The 17414-nt window shown below is 60.1% G+C and carries 16 protein-coding genes; 5 read left to right on the forward strand and 11 right to left on the reverse strand.

The features are described 5' to 3' along the window. From VEJ16_04705 to VEJ16_04720, 4 genes are all read left to right on the forward strand, one after another. Positions 1-796: arginine deiminase family protein (locus VEJ16_04705; GenBank protein ID HYB08948.1), on the forward strand; the 796-nt coding region annotated here is incomplete at its 5' end. A 33-nt stretch (positions 797-829) separates the two neighbouring features. Beyond that, the gene (locus tag VEJ16_04710) at positions 830-1831 is read left to right on the forward strand and encodes an ornithine carbamoyltransferase (GenBank protein HYB08949.1); all 1002 of its coding nucleotides are present in this window, start codon (positions 830-832) and stop codon (positions 1829-1831) included. Between the two features lie 4 nt (positions 1832-1835). Further along, positions 1836-2777: a carbamate kinase gene (gene arcC / locus VEJ16_04715; GenBank protein HYB08950.1), complete on the forward strand. Its 942-nt coding sequence runs from the start codon at positions 1836-1838 to the stop codon at positions 2775-2777. Between the two features lie 29 nt (positions 2778-2806). Continuing rightward, positions 2807-3682 (forward strand): succinylglutamate desuccinylase/aspartoacylase family protein, encoded by an 876-nt coding sequence (locus VEJ16_04720; protein HYB08951.1) that lies wholly within the window; start codon positions 2807-2809, stop codon positions 3680-3682. On the opposite strand, the gene VEJ16_04725 is transcribed toward VEJ16_04720, so the two are convergent. The 7 genes from VEJ16_04725 to VEJ16_04755 all read right to left on the reverse strand — a co-directional run bounded on the left by VEJ16_04725 (position 3652) and on the right by VEJ16_04755 (position 11380). Then, positions 3652-4200: a GNAT family N-acetyltransferase gene (locus VEJ16_04725; protein HYB08952.1), complete on the reverse strand. Its 549-nt coding sequence runs from the start codon at positions 4198-4200 to the stop codon at positions 3652-3654. The two genes, VEJ16_04720 and VEJ16_04725, sit on opposite strands and share 31 nt — an antisense overlap. Before the next feature lie 44 nt (positions 4201-4244). Further along, positions 4245-5312: a cysteine peptidase family C39 domain-containing protein gene (locus tag VEJ16_04730; GenBank protein ID HYB08953.1), complete on the reverse strand. Its 1068-nt coding sequence runs from the start codon at positions 5310-5312 to the stop codon at positions 4245-4247. A 326-nt stretch (positions 5313-5638) separates the two neighbouring features. Continuing rightward, on the reverse strand, positions 5639-6526 hold the full coding sequence (locus VEJ16_04735) for a hypothetical protein (protein HYB08954.1): 888 nt from the start codon (positions 6524-6526) through the stop codon (positions 5639-5641). Further along, on the reverse strand, positions 6523-7509 hold the full coding sequence (locus tag VEJ16_04740; protein HYB08955.1) for an MlaD family protein: 987 nt from the start codon (positions 7507-7509) through the stop codon (positions 6523-6525). The genes VEJ16_04735 and VEJ16_04740 overlap by 4 nt, the downstream gene beginning before the upstream one ends. After that, positions 7506-8204 carry an ABC transporter ATP-binding protein gene (locus VEJ16_04745; GenBank protein HYB08956.1) on the reverse strand — a complete coding sequence of 233 codons (699 nt, stop codon included), beginning with the start codon at positions 8202-8204 and terminating at the stop codon, positions 7506-7508. The genes VEJ16_04740 and VEJ16_04745 overlap by 4 nt, the downstream gene beginning before the upstream one ends. A gap of 3 nt (positions 8205-8207) precedes the next feature. Further along, on the reverse strand, positions 8208-9056 hold the full coding sequence (locus VEJ16_04750) for an ABC transporter permease (protein HYB08957.1): 849 nt from the start codon (positions 9054-9056) through the stop codon (positions 8208-8210). A gap of 2 nt (positions 9057-9058) precedes the next feature. Next, the gene (locus VEJ16_04755) at positions 9059-11380 is read right to left on the reverse strand and encodes an adenylate/guanylate cyclase domain-containing protein (GenBank protein ID HYB08958.1); all 2322 of its coding nucleotides are present in this window, start codon (positions 11378-11380) and stop codon (positions 9059-9061) included. A 486-nt stretch (positions 11381-11866) separates the two neighbouring features. On the opposite strand from VEJ16_04755, the gene VEJ16_04760 reads away from it, so the two are divergent. Then, the gene (locus VEJ16_04760) at positions 11867-12247 is read left to right on the forward strand and encodes a VOC family protein (protein ID HYB08959.1); all 381 of its coding nucleotides are present in this window, start codon (positions 11867-11869) and stop codon (positions 12245-12247) included. A gap of 329 nt (positions 12248-12576) precedes the next feature. On the opposite strand, the gene VEJ16_04765 is transcribed toward VEJ16_04760, so the two are convergent. The 4 genes from VEJ16_04765 to VEJ16_04780 all read right to left on the reverse strand — a co-directional run bounded on the left by VEJ16_04765 (position 12577) and on the right by VEJ16_04780 (position 16862). After that, positions 12577-13209 carry a DUF6134 family protein gene (locus tag VEJ16_04765; GenBank protein HYB08960.1) on the reverse strand — a complete coding sequence of 211 codons (633 nt, stop codon included), beginning with the start codon at positions 13207-13209 and terminating at the stop codon, positions 12577-12579. Between the two features lie 380 nt (positions 13210-13589). After that, the gene (locus VEJ16_04770) at positions 13590-13997 is read right to left on the reverse strand and encodes a cupin domain-containing protein (protein ID HYB08961.1); all 408 of its coding nucleotides are present in this window, start codon (positions 13995-13997) and stop codon (positions 13590-13592) included. Between the two features lie 116 nt (positions 13998-14113). Next, entirely contained in the window at positions 14114-14809 is a 696-nt protein-coding gene (locus VEJ16_04775) for an MgtC/SapB family protein (GenBank protein ID HYB08962.1), read from the reverse strand. A gap of 418 nt (positions 14810-15227) precedes the next feature. Continuing rightward, positions 15228-16862: an NRAMP family divalent metal transporter gene (locus tag VEJ16_04780; GenBank protein ID HYB08963.1), complete on the reverse strand. Its 1635-nt coding sequence runs from the start codon at positions 16860-16862 to the stop codon at positions 15228-15230. Between the last annotated feature and the right edge of the window lie 552 nt (positions 16863-17414).

Below are 17414 nucleotides of genomic sequence, written 5' to 3' on the forward strand. Positions count from 1 at the left end.
GTTCTTGATCCAGCCAACCCCGAACACGCTTTTCCAGCGCGATCCATCCTGCTGGATTTATGGCGGGGTGACATGCAATCCGATGTATTGGCCCGCGCGCAAGCCGGAAACGCTGCTTCAAAGGGCCGTCTACAAATTCCACCCGATGTTCTCAGACGGCGGCTTCCAGATCTGGTGGGGCGATTCGGACGAGGACTTCACGCCTGCCAGCATGGAAGGTGGGGATGTCATGCCCGTCGGCAAGGGCGTCGTTCTGGTCGGCATGGGCGAGCGCACCAATCATCAGTCCGTCGGACAAGTCGCCCACGCGCTCTTCAAGCACAATGCGGTGACGCGGCTGATCGCGTGCGTCATGCCGAAAAGCCGGGCGGCAATGCATCTCGACACGGTGTTCAGCTTCTGCGACCGCGACGTCTGCACCGTCTTTCGCGAAGTCGTCGACCAGATCAGGTGCTACAGTATTTACTCGTCGAACCACCCGGGCGGCATCGAAGTGCGTGATGAAAAGAAGCCACTCCTCGATGTGGTGAGGGACGCCCTCGGTCTCAAGGATCTGCGCGTCGTCGAAACTGGCGGCAATGCCTGGGAAGCCGAGCGCGAGCAGTGGGACGACGGCAACAACGTCGTCGCGCTCGAACCCGGCGTCGTCGTCGCCTACGACCGAAACATATACACGAACACGCTTTTGCGGAAAGCAGGGATCGAGGTGATCACGGTACGCGGGTCCGAGCTCGGCCGGGGCCGAGGTGGCGGGCATTGCATGACCTGTCCGATTTCGCGCGATCCCGCATATTGATTGGCAAAAGGCAACCCAACCGGGAGAATCTCCATGGGCTTGAACCTGCGCAACCGCTCCCTTTTGACCGTGCAAGATTTCACGCAACGCGAGTTCCACTATCTTCTCGATCTCGCGCGGGATTTGAAGCGCGCCAAGTATGCGGGCACCGAGCAAGAACACCTCAAAGGAAAGGAGGTCGTCCTGATTTTCGAAAAAACCTCGACGCGCACCCGATGCGCCTTCGAGGTCGCGTGTCACGATCAGGGTGCTCATGTGACTTATCTCGATCCGTCCGGCTCCCAGATCGGCCACAAGGAGTCGGTTAAGGATACCGCCAGGGTCCTCGGGCGCATGTATGACGCGATCGAATTTCGCGGCTACGCCCAGGAAGCTGTCGAGGACCTCGCGAAATATGCCGGCGTTCCCGTCTTCAACGGATTGACCGACGAATACCATCCGACGCAGATGGTGGCCGACGTTCTGACCATGCGTGAATATAGCGACAAGCCGCTCCACGATATCAAATACGCCTTCGTCGGCGACACGCGCTCCAACATGGGGCATTCGCTGATGATCGTCGGATGCCTTGTGGGCATGGACGTGCGGATTTGCGGACCCAAGTCGCTCTGGCCGTCCGACCCTTATCTCAAGATTGCGCGCGATCTTGAAGCGAAATATGGGGGGCAGCTGACGATTACCGACGATCCTAAAAAGGCGGTCGCTGGAGCGGATTTTATTCACACCGATGTTTGGGTCTCCATGGGCGAACCTAAGGAGGTTTGGGCGGAAAGGATCAAGTTGCTCAAACCTTACCAGGTCAATATGGACCTGATGAAGGCATCGGGTAACCCGCGGGTGAAGTTCATGCATTGTCTTCCGGCGTTCCACAACTTGGAGACCAAGGTGGGGCGGGACATTCATGAGCAATTCGGCTTGAGCGCCATGGAGGTCAGCGACGAAGTCTTCGAATCCGAGCTGAATATCGCCTTTGAGCAAGCCGAGAACCGTATGCACACGATCAAGGCGATCCTGGTGGCGACTCTCGGAGAATAAGGCCATGCGCATCCTGGTGGCACTGGGCGGCAATGCGCTGCTCCGCCGAGGGGAGCCGATGACCGCGGAGGTGCAGCGCCATAACGTGCGGATAGCAGCTCGCGCACTCGCCGACATTCATCCCGGGAACGAACTCGTCATCACTCATGGAAATGGACCGCAGGTGGGCTTGCTTGCTTTGCAAGGCGCGGCTTACAAACCGAACGAGCTTTATCCGCTCGACGTGCTGGGCGCGCAGACCGAGGGAATGATCGGCTACATGATCGAGCAGGAGCTGGGCAACCTGCTCCCTTACGAGGTTCCCTTTGCGACCCTCCTCACGATGGTTGAGGTCGATCCCAAAGACCCAGGCTTCTCGAACCCGACGAAATTCATCGGGCCGGTCTATTCCCAAAGTGAAGCGGATCGCCTGAAAGCCGAGAAGAACTGGACGTTCAAGAAGGATGGCGACAAGTGGCGGCGTGTGGTTGCTTCACCGTTGCCGCAACATATTTTCGAGATCCGCCCGATCAAATGGCTCCTGGAAAAAGGAACGATCATCATCGCCGCGGGCGGGGGCGGTATCCCGACCGTGTACGGCGATGACCGTAAATTGGGCGGGATCGAAGCCGTCATCGACAAGGATCTTTGTTCGGAGCTGCTCGCCCGCGAACTCGACGCGGATCTTTTCATCATGGCGACGGATGCGGAGGCCGTCTATCTGGATTGGGGCAAACCCGCGGCAAAGGCGTTTCGCCTTGTTTCGCCCGAAGCGATGTTGAAATACAGCTTCCCCGCAGGGTCGATGGGACCGAAGGTCGAGGCTGCGTGCCATTTCGCGGAAAAGACGGGCAAGGCGGCGGCGATCGGCGCGCTAAAGGATTTGGCCGCCATTACGCGCGGCGAAGCCGGTACCACGATCACAAAAGCCGCGACGGGCATAAGTTGGCACGGTGCCAAGGTGTAAACCGCCAGTGACCAATCTATGGGGATGTCGTGAAATTCGAGAATCCCGGAATTCCAGGGGCAGTGCGGATTACCACAGGCAATGAGGGGCCGCATGTTGCCTTGTTCGGTGGCATACACGGCGACGAGGTGAGTGGGGTCCATGCAATCGAAAAACTGCTCTTTGATTTTTTTGGCGGAGCGCGGGCCCTGAAGCGAGGCAGGCTCACGCTGGTTCGCGGAAACGAATTGGCACTTGCAGCCGATCGCCGCTATGTGAAGCACAACTTGAACCGTCTCTTCCGGAAGGACTATGGCGCAGCAGTCGACAAGGCTTCTTATGAATTTGCGCGAGCGCAGCAGCTTAAGACAATCCTCGAAAACTGCGACTACTTTCTCGATCTTCACTCGGCGCCGATTGCACAAGAACCGTTTATGGTCGCAGAGCAAAGCGTGGCCGATTTTTTCGCGAGGCTTGGGGTCCCGCGTATCATTACCGGATGGAGCAAATTTTCCAGTGGAGCGATCGGCGGCGACGCCGAGAACTATGCCAGCGCGCACCACGCCAAATCCGCAACGCTTGAATCTGGGTCGCATTATGAGAAGCGCTCCATCGATGTCGCATATGGGGCGGCGACGGCGTTGCTTTCGCTTTTGGGACTGATCGCAAAGACCCATGAGCCACCGGCAAAGCAGGCCGAGATCATCGACATGTATGCGGTATTAACCAAGGATTTCGACGATTTCCGGTTCACCGACGCGGTCGAGAACTTTCAATTCTTGAAGAAGGGCGACATCTTCGCGCATCAAAATGGCCGCCCGTTAGCGGTCCTCGAAGACAGTTATCTCCTCATCCCCATGATTCCAGACCAGACCAAGATTGGCGAAGAAATCTGCTATCTGGGGCGCAAGCTCGCCGCCGCTTGAGCGTCCAGCTTCAGCGTGACATGAACAGTCTGGGAATCGCGCTTCACGACCGGTGACAAGCGGCTTTTCTCGAACACCTTCAACATTGGGGCATTGTTCGGCAATACCTCCGCAATAAGCTCTTTTAGCCCAGCGTCACGTGCAATCGCGGCAAGATGCTGCAATAGTGCTGCGCCGATGCCTTGCCCTTGGTATTGGTCGATCACCATGAAGGCGATTTCGGCCCTGCCCGGTTGCACGACGATGTAGCGCGCCCCGCCAACGATTGCCGGTCGTCCCCCTTCTATGACAACAGCAACCAAGGGGACGTGGTTCACGAAATCGACGTTCACGAAGAAATCGATTTCCTTATCCGAAAAGCTGCGTTTCGCACCGAAGAAACGCCAGTGAAGGGTTTGGCCGCTCGCGCGGCCGGCGGCCGTGACAAGCTCCGCGCGGTCCTCCGGCTTGAGGGCGCGGATTTCGAGCCGACGTCCGTCGCGAAGTGTTTCAGCCGCCATATATGTCGCTGCGGACATTGCAACTCCCGTTGATCCGGTCGAACTCGCGCGGCTCGCCGATGTCAGGTCAGTTCGCTTGCCAGCTTCGCCAGCGCCTGCGGTGAAATCAGACGCTGATTGATGATGGCGCCATCGTATTTTTTGGCGATCTCTTTGAATTTCCGCTCCCACACATTCTCGAAAAGTACAATGAGTGCGGTGTGATCCGGCGGCAGCTTTTCCGCAATCTTGTGGATATCGTCAGCCGAAAGGCCGAAATCACCTGCCGCCGCCGCTTGGATCGCCGCTTCCGCTTTGGATCGGGCGGATTTGGGTGCGCCAACGCTCCGGCTTGTGACCGCCGCAAGCAGCGCGTTGACCTCGGCCATATCTTCCTCTTCCTGTAAACTACTGCCTTCGATCGCCGAGATGTTGCCGCCCTTGTCCTTTCTCAGGCAAATGAAAGCGTCCGGCCTGACCGCACCGGTCTTGAACAAGTCTCTCATCTCGTTCAGAAGATCGTACGGCAGCAAGGCGCCGCGTAGCTGCGTGACGATCAGATTGAAGGAGCCAAATCTGAGGAAGTCGAGTGCCTCGAATTTCAAATCCTTCACGGCCTTGCGTTCGGCGGGCTTTTCACCCCGAACGAAAATCCCCACGTGCATCAACTTCGGGTTGTTCTGCACATCGCCACCCATCGAGTGATGCCAGTGGTCCTCGAATTGCTTTCGCGGCATGAACGCCTTGCTCATCCGCACATACGGGTCTTCGAAATAGACGTAGTCCTTGTCGACCTTCAGGACGACGATGTAATGACCGCTATCCCACTCGTCCTCTGCGCGCCGATTCCTGTCCTTGTGGCTGCGCCAGACTTGGGCCAGTGCGACCATTGGATGGCCCTGAGCCGTGAATCGCTCCACTTCATCGAGCGTGAGATTGTCCTTTGCGTCGGCCTTGAATCCCAACGCACGGGCGCCCTGCACGATGCCTTCGGGATAGGTTCCGACCTCGGAGGTGGTGTGCAAAAGCTTCATCAGCTCCGTTTCGTCCACGTCCTTTCCCCAATAGCTCAGCACCGCCTGGAGCGCCGACGCACCACAGGAGTATTCCGTAATCTGGCGAGTCTTCTTCAAGAGACGAAATTGATCCATGGCCCACTCCTCTCCCCCCGGCCCGATCCGATCCCGTTTTTGCGCTCGATGAGGTCAATTCTCACAGGTTTTCTGTTTGCCGAGAACCGTCGTTCTTGTCGTTGACTTGGATCAATGGAATTGGCACGGACACCCGAGCTGACGACCGTGCAACAATGAATATCTGGGCTCGTGCGGTGGATTTGAAGTTCCTGCCATTTTGGCGGCATTCGCGTTTAGGAACTTCAAATCCGAATACCACACGGGGCGGACGGCAAATTGTTGCACGGTTTGGCGATTGCGCGACCAGATTTCGACTGAAAAGATCGCATTTTTCAGGCGAACACTCACCGCACCCCCTCATTAAGACTATGGAGCAGCTCATCCGCTGCGACGCCGACAGGCTCGCCGGGGGCAAGGGTTGATGCCTGCTGCAGCCAGGGCCGCGCCGAAGTTTTGTCGCCCTGTGCCGCAGCACTCCGTCCGGCACGCAGATAAAGATCGGCGGCAGCGCCGCTGTCACCCGCACGGGCCGCCGCTTCGCCCTCGATCGCCAACACCCGTGCCAAGCCGCGATAATCGAACGTATCCTGACGCAGGGCGGCCGCGCGGGCCGCCTCACCTCGCGCTGACGCGAAGTCGCTGTGTCGCAGCGCGAGCCGTGCCGCCAATTCCGCTGCGTCGGCTTCAATCGATGGGGTGCTCGCAGACTTGAGACTCTCGGCCGCCGCGGTAAGGCCGCGCTCATCCCCCCGCGCGTCGGCGATCAGACCTCGCAGGAACGTTGCGCGCGCCGCGGCGTCCCTGTCCGCCGAATCCTGTATGCGCGCAGCCGCGGCATCTGCCTCGGACAAAGAGCCCGTCCGATAGAGTGCGGTTGCCTCGGCAAGCAGCAGGGCGGGAAACGGCGTGCTTTCGCGCCGCTTCAGCTCCGCGATCGTGGCGCGCGCATCGGCGAGAGCGCGGTCGGGCATGTTGGCGCGCAACTCCGCGACTGAAAGATTGTAGCCGAGGTCGCCGATGGCTTTGAGATCGTCGCGCTCCTGGGCGCGCGCCAGGGCGGCGCGGTACTCCGCGACGGCTTCGTCGACGTTTTCGAGATCGTAGGCGAGACGGCCGGCACGTTCGTCCCGTTGTAGTGTCGCATCGGTTGGCGGTGCGGGCGAGGCGGACTCCGTGCCGCCGCAGCCGTGGAGGAGAAGTAACGGCGTGAGCGCAAGGTATGCATGCCTCACGGGCGAACCTCCGTCGAAGGCAACGGCGTCGCAGGAACGGGTGGTGCACTTGCTCCACCGCCCAAAAGCCATAAGCTGCGAAGCTGAGCGAGGAGCTGCTCAAGTTCGTGGGCGGTCTGCTGCACCTGGATAATCAGGGTTGGCAGGTCCCGACTCGCGCTTTCGACGTTGTGGGTAATTTGCGGCGCCTGCTGCATGGCAAGTGCGAGATCGCGCGTCGCATCCTGAAGTGAAGCAAGCGAGTCGTTCGCCCGCCGCAATACGGCGGGCACACCTTCATTACGAGCGTTCAAGGTCTCGGTCAAAGTCGTGACGTTCTTCGAGGCGACTTCAAGTTGGTCCGTGATCCGACCGACACGAGCAACTGCATCGCGCGCCTCGTCGGCGGTATTTTCGAGGCTTCGCACCATCGATTCGTCGGTGAGGAGGCGGCCGATATCGCCTTCCCCTTTGTCGATGCGCTCCATCGTGTCGGCCAGCGCATGAGTGGCATGCTCGAAGTTGTCCAGGATCGGAAAGACTTTCTCGCGCACTTGATCGATCAGGGCGCCCACGTCTTCGGTCGGCGCTCGCTCCGTGGTCGCCTGAATCACCGCATATTTCCAGTCGAGTGGCTGTCCCGTTCCGCGGCTGATGTCGACGAAGGCAGCTCCCGCCACGCCGAAACGACGGCGGATGACTGCCTGACTGTCGCGACGGATGAAGGCGCGCGCCTGATCGTCGATTTCGGCCTCGGCGTACATCTGTTGGCTTGGATCGATGACAATCCGCCGTACCGTTCCCGCTTTGGTGCCGAGTACTTCCACATCGGCACCGACCGCCATGCCAGCGACCCCCGTCTCCGGCAGCACTATGCGCAAGACCGAAACGGTGCGAAACCAATCGCGCAGGACGCCTGCCTGAAGCACGATGCCGAGAAACACGAGCGTCGTTACCAAGACGAGGAAGCCGACCCACTCGTCGGCATGTCGCACCCGGATCATGCCGTGTGCCTCGCGGGTACGAGCCCGTCTTTCCCCAACCTCAGTCGATAGGTGGAGGGAACCGATGGGTCGCGCCAGACACGGTCGCTGCGCGTGAGCCAGATCGCGGCCGAACCCTGGCTGCGTGCGGTCGCAAGTGTATTGAAAAGCGGCAAAAGAAGATCGAGGAACTGCCCTTGAGTCGGGTTTTCCAGTAGAACCAGCGCCGGATCGCCGAGAAACGCCCGCACACAGGCCGCCCGGGCGAGATCGCTCGGCGACAAGTCGCCGGGGCGACCGATGGGGAGCCCGGGCAATCCGAATTTGCAGGCGAGGTCTATCGCCTTGTCGCGGAGTTCACGATGTTCATCGCGCGTGTGGTGAAGCTGAGGCAGGAGAATATTTACCGCCACATCCATGAATCCGATCCATCCGCCGGTCGCAAAGACACGGCCGATCCGGCCCCTGAGGGCGGCCGCATAGTGGTATGGCATTGCTGCCCAATCCCGGCCAAGAAAGCACGCGGTCCCTTCGGCCAAAGCAACGAGGCCGCAGCATAAGTCGGCAAACCATTCTTCGCGCGTGTAACCTCGCTGATCGATCAAGGCAAGTTCGCCCGGCATCAGGCGAAAGTTTATCTTTGGCGCCCGGCCTCCGCCCGGCTCACCGACGGGGCGGGCGTCCGCAAGGTCGAGGACGGGTTGCACACCGTTCATGCGTCAAACCGCAAGACTCAATGTGACGCTCGACAGCAGGATTGAGACCACGCCACGCACAAATCCGCGCGGCAACAGGTGCGCCACGTCATCGCGCGTGCCGGCGGTCAAGCCAGTCAGACAGGCGGTCAACGCGACCAGCAGCCCGATCACCATCATTTTTACCGGAAAAACGACGAAGTCCGGCGCGCGCATGGCAAGCAGGACGCCATTGAGGAAGGACCAGACCGACATGGTCACCGCACCCAGCAAGCTGCCAGCGACAAAGCCGCTAATGAGTGCCGTCAGCACGAAAAAGATGCCGAGTGTAAAAGATGCCATCACGAACGCACAGGCACGCGGCAACACAATGAGCTGAAACGGATCGACGCCCTGGGACTCGAGTGTGCGCACCTGTCCGCCGATCTGCAGTGCGCAAATTTCGGAAAGTGCAAACATGCCGCTGCGGCCAAGCAGGATTAAACCGACCAGAACGGGCGCCACCTCCCGTATCAGGACGGTAACCAGCACCGGGCCAATCAGCTCTTCCTCCCCCGCAGCGCCGAGCCAATAGAGCGCTTGGTAGACCATTGCGAGTCCGATCAAGGCTGCCGTGACCATAACGGTCGCAAGCCCGCCGCCAACCGCTTGGCGCAGCGCCCGACGGAATTCACCGCGCACCGTGCGTCGCCACGTCGCCGGCTGCATCGCCTCCCGAGCAACACCATAGGCAAGTGAGCTGAGCATCAGGACGAAGATCGCGCGCCGACGAACTGCCCTACCAATCAGTGCTAGTCCGCGCCTGACCGAACCGTGCGGCTGTCGCGCGGCGGTGTACCCTGTGTCCGGACTCGATCGCGTCGACAAATCCATTTTCAGAGCCGCCCTGCCAGCACGAACGTGCGCATCTCTCCGATATGTTCGAGATAAAAGCTTCCGCGTGGCCGAAAGAGGAAATCGTGGCGCAGCTGCCCGTACGCGGCTTCCGTTACCTGGACCGTCCCGGGCAATGCCGATGCCGCCATTGATTCCGCGGTATGCACGGCTTCGCCCCACAGGTTGAAGATGCGTGGCTCCTTGCCGACTGTACCGCCGATGGCCATGCCACAGTCGACACCGATCCGGAAATCCTGTTCCCGGCCGTCCTCTTCGAGCAGGGCGGCGCATCGGTCCCGCACCGCCACAGCGGTATCGGCAATAATCGTGACCGCCGTCGAATTTTGTTCCTCGAACCCAGCGGCCGCGACCACATTGTTGCCCACGATCTTGAGATATGGAATGTCGTGCTCCGTCGCGAGTTCCTGCAACGCGCAAACCACGTTGTCGGAAAGCGAATTGGCGCATCCAGACATGCGCGCGGCCATCGTGACCGGATCGGTAAATTCGAGCACCATGACGGCAACGCCGGAATAAACATCTCCGGCAATGTTCGCCGCTTCAATCTCGCGGATCCGCAGGTCGGCAGTGAAACTGCGCTCCCCACTATGCGCCGCGGCTTTTGCTGCGGTTGTGCTCGCACGCTCCAGACTCGCGGCCGTGGCGGTGCCTAGAGCCATGCGCGGTGCCAGCATGTTGGCAGCCGCGCGGATGAAATCCTGATTACCGGTAACGCCGGTTGCGTGTTCCAGCCAGATTGCGCCGACGGAACGCTCGTCCTGCCGGAGCGGAACGAGCATGAAAACGCGGGTGCCGACGGGTTTCATCAGCACACGATGGATTTCGGCCGTGCGCCTGTCCCGTGACGCGTCGGGCACGACGATCTCGTCGCCCTTCGCGAGGGACGCGAAGAATTGGGGGAATTCGTCGCGATGAAGCTCCAGGCCATCCACATGGCCGCGCGTCTCACGGTCGAAAATATCCTCGCAGCGCAAAATCCGGCCACTCTCGGCAACGCGCCAAATGGCGGCGCGCCGCGCGCCCTCCACGTCAGCGAGGGTTTCAGTCAAGACCCGCGGTGGTTCGTTCAGCGCTGGGTCGTACCGGGCCGCGGCGGCGGCAACCGTCGCAAGCGCGGCACTTTGCCGATTGATGGCATGTTGCCGATCGAGCAACAAGCGCCCCGTGCGATCGGCGCGGAATCCTTGTCGGACCAGCAGTAGCGCGAGGACGACGGCGACCGCGACGATGATCAGCGACATCGCCAGCCCTCGACGGAGGTTGCTCTTGACGAATCCGATGAAGTCGTCTTCCGGCACCACGATCAGCGTCGACCAGTCGCGATTTGCAAGTTGCAATGGCGTGACCGCCGTAATGTAGTACCGGCCGTCCACCTCGATGACGCGGCGGCCTGGCCCCTCGACGCGAAAGTGATCGTAAGCGCTGGTCAGCACCGCATCGCCGAGTTCGTCCGCGCGCACGGTGGTCAACACGCCGTTGGTTTCGCGCAGGAGCGCTTTTCCCTCCGGCCTCGCGATCATTTGGCCGCTGTTCTCCATGATGATGGCGCGTCCATTTTTGCCGATCTCAAGCGTGGAAAGAAAATTGGAAAGTGCGGCCAGCGTGATATCGACGCCGAAGACATAAAGACGACCATCGGATTCCACGTGGCGGACGGAAACCGTCAGGCCCGGTTGCCGGTCGCTATAGAAGACGTAGACTCCGGTCCAGAATTGGCCATCGGTCTTTTGAGCGCCGATGAACCAAGGCCGCGTGCGCGGATCGAAATCGTTCCTAGGATCCTCCTCCCGCCCGATCTCCTCGCCATCGGCATTACGATGGACCCAGACGGCTTGGCGGGAGCCGGGCGCGTTGTCGATGATCTCCTCATCGACGCCGCCGGCAGCACCTCGGCGCACCAGGACATAATTCCCATCCGCATCGGCAAAACTGAAACTGTCGAGCTGAGGCGTTTCCCTGAGAAAACTTGCCGAGAAGTTTTCAATTGCCGGCAGGCGCTTGCCGATTGCCTCACCCTTCATCAGGTCGCGCGCGATCTTCACGGCGCGGACCGCAGGGCCCAGATAAGCGGACACTTCCAGTGCGATACGATCGCCGACCGTGTCGATCAGGTTGTGCGACAAGGCCAGCACGCCATTGCGGTTTGCGCGATTGGCGTAGAGCCCGATGGTCAGGATCGTCGCGATCATCAGTAAGACGCCGACGACCGGAACACCGACTCGCAAGATGGCGCGACGTCGACGGCGTCGCTCTTCGAGCGGTTCCACGCTGATATCGACAATCTGATTGGCGACGGTCATGACGTGCTCCATCTGGAGCGGCGCTCAACCCTCGAGCGAGCGAAATGAGCGCACGGTTAGTCCGGCGCTCTCGCGTTTCGTGAGGATTGTAAAGTCATTGCGCCCAAGGTCCTGGCTTGCACGAGTTGCATTTGACGGGGTTCATTGCTCGATTCACCCCAACTCGCGAACCGAGCCAATATTCGTCTGCTAAATTAGCACTCTAGCCAAAACGAGGGCTAGAAAAAGTATTGCGCTTTGAACCGCAGCTTGTCGGCAGTGCCTCCTTCGGGAGATTTGCCGGTAACAAGAGAACATGACTCGGCCCCGTGATTGCGAGTTGCAGCAGACCGGACATACCCGGCCTCCGAAACGGCCATCGCCGGCCGAGCGCCGAGTGGCACGCCTTGACACCACGACTCGTATCGAGTGCCAGAATCGTGTTGACTCGACATCCCTGGAATTATCACATTGCAGTTTCAACCAGATCGCTTGAGGGGCACTGAGATGCACCGTTCGCGTCTATGCGCCGCGTTGATCGACTGCAACACCTCCGATGTGGACGAGGCCGCTCGCTTCTGGGCCGAAGCGCTGGGCCGTCCCGTAGACACCAAACATCCGAACAGCCGCGGCAATTATCGCATGTTGGAGACTCCGGTCCACGAACTCATCGTCGAAATCCAGCGCGTGAACCACGAGAGTCGCGTCCATCTGGATATCGAGACCGACGATATCGCCGCCGAAGTCGCGCGTCTGGAGAAGCTAGGCGCCAAAGTGGTGGACCGATTGAAGCGCTGGGTCGTAATGCAGGCGCCGACCGGCCAGCGCTTCTGCGTCGTGCGAGCGCAACGTCCCGGTTTCTCGGAGAACGCCAATCGCTGGGACTAAATAATAATCCCTGTCATCTGCGAACTCGCATTTCATATCTCAGTTCAGTGCGCGTTCTGGCCCCGCGCCATCCGGTTATTCCGCGTCCAATTATGGCACACCTGCGACGTGTCACGGGGTCGTTCGAAGATTTGCTTCCTGGGGAAAAGCAGGCAACTCAGAAATCCAATCCGTACGACCGCCAATGTCCCGATCCGGACATCGACAATCCATGTCGCCATTACACGAGGCAGGACTCATGCCAAAGCTACCAGCACTTTGTCACCTCCGTCGGCCACACCTCGCGTATGGACGCATTCATGGGGCCATTGGCGTCTCTGACGGATCGACTAAGCTTCCCGAACGATCTCTATCCTGTGGCCCTTCCTCTCGAATGTCAGGGCAAGCGAGCGCCGGTGTTCGTCAAACCACAGGGCGCCGTTGATAAAGCTCTCGAACGAGAACCCGCTTCCCTGAATAGTCCTGCGGCCGATCCTGGCGGATTTCTGGCTCAATGGTTGCACCGAAAGCGTGGCGAGCTCCCCAGTTGCGGGAACTATGATATGCGGATGATTCAAGATTTCCTTATTCCAAAAGCTGGCGCCGATAGCATCTCCGGGAACGGTTCGTTCGCCGGTCGGTCCGGTTACGACGAAATTGCCGCTGTCATCGCGCTTTGCCGAGACGTGCGTCGTATCGCCATCGTCGTTGGTAATGTACTCGCAGGCGATTAGCTTGCCATCCTTCCAGTCTTCCTCCCCACATTGCTGGAAGCGATAGAGCGTCACGAATGCTAGCTGCAATCTAATATTCAGTGTCGACATCGCGGTGAAACCGTGCTCGCGGGGGACAAAATCAATATCTTGGGTGCCGCTGCGGGATCCGTCCACGAAGGCTAAAAACCGCAGTGACTTCGGAGTTTGGTCGTCCGATGCTGCCTCCCCGCGCCCGGCAAGGGCCATTGCCCCGCTCAGGGCAAACACGCCTAACATTCGCCGGCGACCCAAAAGGTGCGAAAGGCGATCTCTCGGCTCGGCGCATTGTGTGGTTTGCGTCGCGGCTCCCATCGCTGTCCTCCACGATACTGCCCACTAAAGCTCCAGACTAATACGTATTCCTCACGCTAAGCGTTTATGCCAAACACTACAATACGATTTGAAGGCACCTCGCGTTGGACAGGGATACGCCGGCACCGCGACGTTCGGCGCCATCATCCTGCATCAAATCCTGGCTTGAGACTGGTGAATGAACAATCTGCAGGGCTTGTGGCAAAAAGGTCATCGAAACCGACCGGCCATGCTGCTTCTGTCGCTCGGCAAGAGTAAGCATCGAGGTAAAGAAGCCGGACGCCGGCGCTCTGAATTTATGGCCCCCGATCTCGCTCCGTCGGCTCCCACTTGCCGCGAACCTGATATGCTTCGTCGCCTCCGGGCCACGGGGGCATCGTCACAACGACGAACTGAAGCGGCTCATTGCCAAAAGCGCGAATTTGAAATCGGGTCCCAAGTGGAATCGTAATGCATACGCCCGAATCGACAGGGATCACTTCCTCATGTTCGTCCTGCTGTCGCCACATCTCTCCGCGTCCACCCAGAAAGTACCAAATTTCCTCAATCGTTCGATGGACGACAGCGATGGAAATTTTGCCGGGAGCCAGTTCAAAATGCGCAAAGCTTCCTCCCTTGAGTCGAAGCAACGTCCGCACATCCGTCCCGTCCGGAGCGACATCTCCAGGCTCAACGGGCAGACGCTTCGTCTCGAAATCGGGCATTTCGGCCTCCAGTTCTCGTCGGCGCGCTCCAATAGGTGGGCTGAGGGCCTCGCGACCTGTGCATAATGACGAGAGGTCGTTGTGGCGTGGTGCGTGGCCCAAATTCGAATAGCGGGTCATTCAAGGCCGGATTCCACACGCCACCGGGCAGCCGTCACCGTCGGTTCCAGGCTGAGGCGGCCGACGATCTGCTCAAGTGCTGCATCCGCGCGACTGACCGAGGCCAAGGTAGCGCCTACTTCGACGAACTCCATGTTTTCGATGTTCGCACTGTCCAAACGTCGCAAGCTTAGTGCGCCGCCGGCAACGCCTTGCAGCAGCAGTGCGCGAATATGCGCTTCGTCAACGCCCCGGCAAACGACGGTCACGACGTACTGCGTCTCGCCGTCCTGTATGGGCTTCGCTCCACGATTGATCAGTCTTACAAGGGGCCGCAAGAACAGGTTCGTGACGACGACAAAGAAGGCTGCAATCGCGGCCTGCCACAGGAAGCCAGCGCCCGAGAACACCCCGACAGCGGCAGAACACCATAATGTCGCAGCCGTGTTGAGACCGCGGACATTCACCCCTTCGCGCAAGATCACACCCGCGCCAAGAAAGCCGATGCCGGATACGACTTGCGCGGCAACTCGCGTTGGGCTGCTGTCAGGCTGTATCATCCCCGAAAAGATCACGAAACTTGCCGCACCTATTGCGACGAGCGCATTCGTGCGAAGCCCCGCCATGCGCTGCCGCCACTGTCGCTCGAAGCCAATAATGCTTCCCAGCATCAAAGCAACGGCGATTCGAACGACTGTTTCCTGCCAAGCCATGACATTCGCCTTAATCTCGATCTGACATCTTATAACTTGACCGTGGCAAGGACCTCGCCGGGGCACGATCGCACCGCCGGGGTACCATTTGCTGCGACGACCCTGGCAGCTGCCCGTTTTGCGCTGTGCCCCGCGGCGCCAAAGCCGATCACGCTCGGGAGCCGTTTTGCGAGTGCCCAGCGCATTACGAGGGCAAATCTCGCATTTTCGCTATCCGCTGCCGAATCTCGCGAGACGATCCAGGTCGCTTTCAGACTTTTCGTCATGGCGCGTCACCGTTTTTGGCCGCCCGAGCGCGTTGGGGACGACAGATGCGAACGTGCATTCGCCTTTGCCCGCCAACACCGATTTGGCGCTTCGTCAATGGGCGGTCTGCCAGTGCTGGGCCGCCTTGCATCTGTGGAGCCCGTTGAGGCGCTCAGCCGCCTGTCGCGAGCTGAACGACACGGACGATCACAAGCCCGCAAGCGCCGATCAGATAGCCGCGCAGAACGATCATCCACATCCGATTGAGCAGCGTGAGCTTTGCGGGCTCAAGCGTTTCGAGTGGGGGCATGTACCAGGTGGCCCGCGCTCTATGTTCCCTACGCAAATCGGCACGACCCTTGTCACGACGCCGGTAGATCTCGCTGACAAGGAAAATAACGACCGCGACGATGCTCCCGCCCACCAGGATGTCGACGATGGAACCCCCGCTCATTTCCGGATATAGAACGGATGCGGTAAGGATGAGCGACAGCATGACGAGGACCGCGATTACCGTACCCGTGAAGAGATTGACCCAACGCCTGTTCACCCACGGCCCAAGCACTGCCTTATCGTTGCAGAGAAGCAGGAGAAAGACGGTGGCGCTCGGCAGCAAGACGCCCGCGAGGGTCTGCACCGCCTCGGTCAAGAGGCCGAGTGGGGCATTGGGGATGAGCACGAGTGCCGCCGCTCCTGCAATAAGCCCGCCATAAACGGCGTAGAACCCCTTGGCCTGTGCCGGCTTGCGATGCAGTGAATGCCTGAGAGATAGGACGTCCCCGATTGCATACGCGGTCGAGAGAGAGACGGCGGCAGCACCGATGATGCTCGCGTCGATGAGGGCGAGTGCAAACAGCACCCCCGCCACTGGTCCCGCGTATTTTTCAAGACCGACCGCGATGCCGCCTGCATCGGTGAATTTACCGAACTCGGGTGTCCCATCGAACGCCGCCGCGGCAAAGGCCATCATGGCGACACCACCGATGATCACGATCACGATGCCGATGATGAGATCTGCTCGCTCGTAATTGACGAAGCGCGAGGTGAGCCGCTTATCGACCACATAGCTCTGCTGGAAGAAGAGCTGCCACGGCGCCACTGTTGTCCCGACGATCGCGATGATGAGAAGCATCACGTCGCTGAGTTCGCCCTCGGCTGGAATCCGCGGAACAACGAAGTCGCGGGCAATCTGCCCGAGCGGGGGATGCACGATGAGGATGATTGGAACGAGCAGGAAGCTGCCCGCGACCAGTATCAGCGAGAAGCGCTCGAAGCGGCGGAAGTTGCCCGTACTCGCGGCGGCGACCACGAGGAGTGCCGCGATCGGTATGCCCCAAATCTTCGGCAGGCCGAGATAATCGAGTGCCAGGCTGATGCCGATGAACTCGGTCACGATGGTGAGGCCGTTCAGGACGAAAAGATCGATCACGCTGAAAGCGCCCCAGAACTTGCCAAACCTCTCGAGGATGAGCCTCGCATGTCCGACGCGCGTAACGGCACCGAGACGCAGGACCATCTCCTGGTTCACATAAAGCACCGGGATCAGGAGCAAGAGCGTCCACAGGAGGGCGGTGCCATAGTTCTGGCCGGCCTGCGTGTAGGTTGCGAAGGCGCCTGCGTCATTGTCGCCGACCATGACGATGAGGCCGGGGCCAAGGACGGCGAGGAGCGTTACGAGACGCGCGCGCCAAGTGTGCCGCGGGGCGGTATCGTGCTGGAGAATAGTGCCGAGTGCGCCGTGGATATGGCCGACATGCGCCTCATCCAGTGCAGCACCCCGGCTTACGGTTGCTTCGGTTACGGTCATTGTGCGTACTCCGTGAATATTGAGGCTCGGGTCGCGAGCCGATTTTCTTGTATGTTTCGCGCCGCCGTCCCGATGATGCCTACGGGATCGGCGATCGGTTGCACAAACCTAGGGTGGGTCGCGAAAATCGCCGTAGCGACGGATGCCCCGGACTGTGCGCATTTGCTTGCGGCGGACGCGCGAGTGGAAAATTGTCTGTGCGGACCCCATTTGCGGTGAGGTGCTGGGGCCACTATGCTGTCTTGCTGTCAGCCGCGTGTCGCGGCAGGTGCATCGCGTACGGGCGGCGAGGTGATGATTGGCGCCGTCAATCGGTCGGACCGGCGATAGCCGCGCGCCCGCCGACGAACGCAAACTGAAGACATTGGTCGCGAAGGACCCACGGGCAAAAATGCTTCCCATGACTCACCCAACTCGCCGGCCCCGACAGCGGGAAGCGCGGGTGAATCACGGGCGGACTAGGCAGAAGCCGGTCTCTCGCCCTTCACCCCGCCCACGCCGCAGGCGCCGAAACGGATCTCCGGTTTGTGCCCCGATGAGACCCCGTGGGCG

The sequence above is a fragment of the Alphaproteobacteria bacterium genome (assembly GCA_035625915.1).
GTDB lineage: Bacteria > Pseudomonadota > Alphaproteobacteria > JACZXZ01 > JACZXZ01 > DATDHA01.